Annotated in this window: 6 protein-coding genes; all 6 read right to left on the bottom strand. The window is 45.6% G+C overall.

Features of this window, described 5'->3' with window-relative positions:
• Nucleotides 1–59 precede the first annotated feature (59 nt).
• Nucleotides 60–833, bottom strand: a complete 774-nt coding sequence (gene rlmB / locus HQK80_15310; protein MBF0223560.1) for a 23S rRNA (guanosine(2251)-2'-O)-methyltransferase RlmB — start codon at nt 831–833, stop codon at nt 60–62.
• 103 nt (nt 834–936) lie between these two features.
• Entirely contained in the window at nt 937–1,545 is a 609-nt protein-coding gene (gene gmk / locus HQK80_15305; protein ID MBF0223559.1) for a guanylate kinase, read from the bottom strand.
• A complete protein-coding gene (locus HQK80_15300; GenBank protein MBF0223558.1) occupies nt 1,542–1,814 on the bottom strand; it encodes a DUF370 domain-containing protein in 273 nt (90 codons plus the stop codon). The genes gmk and HQK80_15300 overlap by 4 nt, the downstream gene beginning before the upstream one ends.
• Before the next feature lie 74 nt (nt 1,815–1,888).
• A complete protein-coding gene (locus HQK80_15295; protein ID MBF0223557.1) occupies nt 1,889–2,773 on the bottom strand; it encodes a YicC family protein in 885 nt (294 codons plus the stop codon).
• Nucleotides 2,774–2,775: 2 nt separating this feature from the next.
• Nucleotides 2,776–3,768: a D-glycero-beta-D-manno-heptose-7-phosphate kinase gene (gene rfaE1 / locus HQK80_15290; GenBank protein ID MBF0223556.1), complete on the bottom strand. Its 993-nt coding sequence runs from the start codon at nt 3,766–3,768 to the stop codon at nt 2,776–2,778.
• 13 nt (nt 3,769–3,781) lie between these two features.
• On the bottom strand, nt 3,782–4,930 hold a 1,149-nt coding region (locus HQK80_15285), incomplete at its 5' end, for a hypothetical protein (protein ID MBF0223555.1).

The raw sequence follows: 4,930 nt of genomic DNA, 5'->3' as shown, positions 1-4,930 counted from the left end.
AAAATCACATGATAGATGTGTCAATAAATATATTAGAGGGAAATGCTTGTGCCCTTAGTCTATTGTTGCCGCACGACTTCAAAGAGGATGATGGCGGCGGCGGTGGAGGCGTTCAGGGAATCGAGGGCGCTCTGCATGGGGATTGAGATCAGGAAGTCGCAGTTTTTTTTCACAAGTGGTCGAATGCCCTTGGCTTCGCCGCCAATAACCAGGCAGATTGGGCCAGCAAGTTTTGCCTGATAGATGCTCTGTTCTGCAGAGCCGTCTGCACCGTATATCCAAAAACCTTTATCTTTTAGCTTACTCAGACTCTCGGCCATATTGGTTATTGGGCAGAGCGGCATGTTTGATATCGCCCCGGCTGAAACCTTGGCAACGGTTCCCGATAGTGGTGCGGAACGGTCTTTTGTGTAGAGAATTCCGGTCACCCCGGCGGCAGAGGCGCTGCGGATCATGGCCCCGAAATTATGGGGATCCTGGATGGTATCAAGGGCGAGAATAATGGGGTTGGTTTTTTTTGCCGCTAAGCGAAGCAGATGCGCAAAGTCAATTGTGGCAAAGGGCTTGATTCTGGCCATTACGCCTTGGTGGACAGCATGCTCAGGCAGATGCCACGGGCTTTCCGAGATTTGAGTCGGGATATGTTTTTCCTTGCAAAGCCGTAGAAGCGTCTCCAGTTTTGTTGATGTCTGCTTTAAGAAATAAACTTCAACGAGGCTCTCTGGCCGGTTTTGCAAGAGCTCCTCAACCATATGAATGCCCCAGATAAGTTCAGCATCTGGTTTGTTTGGGGCAAAGGATTTTTTTTGTTTTCGCGGTTTAGGAAGTGGCATTAGTTGGGATTCTAGAGATGTATTTCAGTCACAAAACTAAGTGAGATCACCCGAAAAAAAGCAGTTGTCCGTGTGAGTCTGTGTGTTTCCGTGGCTAAAAAAATTAAAAATTAAGGGTAAGCGCCGAGCCATCGATTCTCCGTCTGGAAGCCGCCCTTTTTTCAATAATGATGGCCTTCATAATCTGAATGGCCTCTTCAAGGAGATCATTAACAATAATATAATCGTATAGGTTGGCGCTCTTCAATTCGTTGACAGCATTTTCAAGACGAATGGCAAGGGTCTCGGCTGACTCGGTTTTACGGTCTGACAGCCGTTGTTTTAAAACAGCCAAAGAGGGTGGGGCAATAAAAATGTAGGTTGCGGGTAAATTAGCCAAGGCGCGAAGCTGTGAAGCCCCCTGCACGTCGATATCTAAAATAGTATCAATGCCCTGGCTAAGCTGCTCTCTCACCGCTGTTTTACTGGTTCCGTAATAGTTGCCATGTACCTCGGCCCATTCAAGAAAATCACCCTTTTGTTCTAACTGTACAAACTCTTCTTTGGAAACAAAATGATAGTCTATGCCGTTTTGTTCGCCTGGTCTTGGTGCTCTTGTCGTGTGAGAAACGGAAAAAGAGATTGCTGCAAGTTCAGCCAGAACAGGGCGTAAAATTGTGGTTTTCCCGGCACCTGATGGGGCGGAGATAATAAAAAGTCTGCCTTTGCTCATGATTTCTCTTCATCTGGAGTAAGTTCTGAGAGGGGCTGGAAGCGCATCGTTAATGTTTCCGGCTGCACAGAAGAAAGGATGACATGATTAGAGTCGGTAATAATGATTGATCGCGTCCTTCTGCCTTCAGTCACATCGATAAGTTTTTGACTGCTCTTGGCGGTATCCTTTAATTTCTTCATCGGTGAAGATTTTGGATGCACAACGGCAATTACACGACCTGATGCCACAGAATTTCCAAACCCAATATTAATTAACTTTGAATCCATCGCCACACTCCCTCATAAAAAAAAACCAACCAACCAACCAACCAACCAACAAACAAACAAACCATTCAAGTCAATCACTCAATATTAGCCGCTTGCTCGCGAATTTTTTCAACTTCATTTTTAAGATCAACTGTTTTATGCAAAATAGTAGCGTCGCTGATTTTAGATGCCATTGTATTAATTTCACGAAGAAATTCCTGCAATAAAAAATCAAGGCGCCGTCCGACTGCCTCTTCAGACACCATAAAGCTTTTGAACTGCATAATGTGGCTGTTAAGCCGAACCAGTTCTTCGGTGACGTCTGATTTGTCAGCTAAAATCGCTACCTCCTGATTAAACCGTGTCGGATCCATATCGACGGTACCAAGTAGATTTATCAGGCGCTCTTCAAGGGCAGCCTTCCTTTGGATGATGAGATCAGGAATATGTTTTTCGATCGATTGTATCGTTTGTGAAAATGAATCGATCCGCTCCATGAGGTCGTTTTTTAAGGCCTGTCCTTCGTCGGACCGCATTTTGAGTAATGAATCCAGGGCATCGTCGAGGGCCAAAGAGAGCTCCGACCATACATGATCCATATCTTCCGGTACCTCTTCGTAGGTGATAACGTCCTTAAAGTCAGCAATCGTTTTCAGGTCAGGAGCCTGCGACAAGCCAAGTTCGTTTTTTATAGTTATAAGGCTGTCATGATACGCCTTTGCCAAGGCTAAATTCGGCGTCAGGGCAACAGTCTCAGCTTGTGTGCCGGATACGGTGACCGTGATTTCAAAGTGGCCTCGGGTAAACAGTGAAGTGACCTGTTTCTTAATCTTCTCTTCAAGGGCCATATACTTTCTGGCGATTTTAATCTTAACATCGCAGAATTTATGGTTAACCGAGCGAATTTCAACATTCCACCGTCTATCCGGGTTGCCGGCTTCGCCACGGCCAAAGCCAGTCATGCTTAATATTTTTTTCATGGTTAATTGGTTAATTGATTGGTTGATTTATTGTCTATCTGGGCGAGTAGCTCTTTGTTGGTAACAGTTGCTGTGCCAAGTTTGCCAACAACAATGCCAGCGGCATAATTTGCCAGCCTTGCCGCCTGATGAAATGAAAGCTTGGCTGCCAGTCCAAGAGCAAGTGTAGCAATAACGGTATCACCGGCGCCGGTAACATCAAACACCTCTTTAGCAACAGTTGGAATTGTTATTGTTGGCTTGTCCCTTTCAAAAATTGCCATTCCAGCTTCGCCTCGGGTAATGAGCACTGCCTTGCAGTTAAGGATATCCAGGAGTTTTTGGCCCGCCAGTTCCAGGCTGGTCTGATCAGTAATGCTAATGCCTGAAATCTGTTCTGCCTCATGGTTGTTTGGAGTAATTATAGTTGCGCCCTTGAATCTGTCTGGATTATTGGGCTTTGGGTCGATAATCAACGGGGTATCAGGATATTTTTTTAACTCATGGCGCAGATGATCCATAAGCTCTGGAGTAATAATCCCTTTGGCATAATCGGAAACAATAACTGCGTCAAAGGCGCTAACCTTATTCGTTATAAATGCCTTTATTCGATCAAGAAATTCACCGCTGACCTCTCCGGTGTTTTCCCGGTCAAACCGCACTACTTGCTGTTGTCGGGCAATAATTCTGGTTTTTATGGTTGTCGGCCGGTCACTTACCTTGCCAACGCCATCAACAGGCGAAGGAAGTTTTGAGATTAACTCTATAATGGTATCACCCATGGCATCATTGCCGACTACACCGCATATTGCAGCTTTCGCGCCTAAGCTATACAGGTTGTGGAGGACATTGGCTGAGCCGCCAAGCAGTAAGTTGTCATGGGTAACATTTACAACCGGCACCGGGGCTTCAGGTGAAATACGTGAAACGCTTCCCCATATGAAATGATCGATAATAAGGTCGCCAATCACCAGGATATTGGCTGCGCCAAAAGCGGCAATAGCTCGTTTTAATATGTCAGTTTCAGTATCAGTCTGAGACAATGGATCTACTCCTAATTTTATTTACAGCCGACTCAACATTTTTAAGAAGAGGTTCAAGGCTGGCATCATTATATTGTGAGTCAGTATTTACTGGAATAGTAACGTTTTCTTTATTTGTTGGTGCCCACCGATGAATAAAGCGGGCGGTTGGTGCACCAGCAAAAAGAATAACCGCCGGGGTTCTGGTTGCATTCGCCAGGTGCTGACCGCAGGAATCATAACCGATAAAACAGTCTGTCGCATCAATCATCTCTCCGAGAGCTCCCAGAGATCCCTTGAAGGAAACAAGTCCGTGTCTGAAGGTTTTCGGGACTTTGTCGATAGTATCAGTTGTGATTTGGGCGGTGGCAATATTTTTATTTTTGAAAACTTTTAAAAGGTGTTTAACTCGAAGCAGCTCGTTTGAGCCTCGGCCGGTATCGAGCACAACAACAGTGTCTGGTGTCTGCAGGAGTGAGTTTAGAAGCGCTTCTTCGAAATGACCGGAAATCTTTTTTGCAGGGTTATTGCCGACTCCAAAATTAATTGTCACAACAAACTTACAACCACCGGCCTTGACGGTGGCGAAGAATTTTGTGAACAGCGAGGCTTTTCCGGCAGTAAAGGAAAGCTTGGGATAAATGGTCTTGTCTTCGCCAAGAATCCTGTTGAGCCAATAATTGGTTAAAAATGAGAGGTTCTTGTTGTTCAGCTCATCTGGTTGACTGACCCTGGACGGAAAGGTGTAGGTGAACTGGTCATCGATAAGAGGCAGCAGACCTAATTGTGAAAGCCGTGAGTCTGGATCAAAGAGCAGCACCTCACCAGGCTTATAGGCCTGAGACTCTTTTTGGGTAATGGTCAAAAGTTTGGGCCAGGATGTCATCTTTTCAAACAGGGTGCCATCGTTTTTGTATATAAAGGTAAGGCAGCAGGTGTTTGGTGTGTTGCCGAACATTTCCCGCAGATGTGATGGGCCAATAAGAACAAGCTGTGCAGTCGGCAAGCTCTGGGCGAGACGCTTTATGATGACTCCGGTGATAGCAATGTCGGCTCCGGCGGTCACCCTGGAAAGGATAAGTATCTTCTTGACCTTTTTTTTATCCGAAGCCGAAAGAGGTTTTTTGTGATTGAGGTTGTTGCAACGATCCAGCAT

Source organism: Desulfobulbaceae bacterium (assembly GCA_015231515.1).
Classification (GTDB): Bacteria; Desulfobacterota; Desulfobulbia; order Desulfobulbales; family VMSU01; genus JADGBM01.
This window is presented reverse-complemented; position numbering and strand designations above follow the sequence as displayed.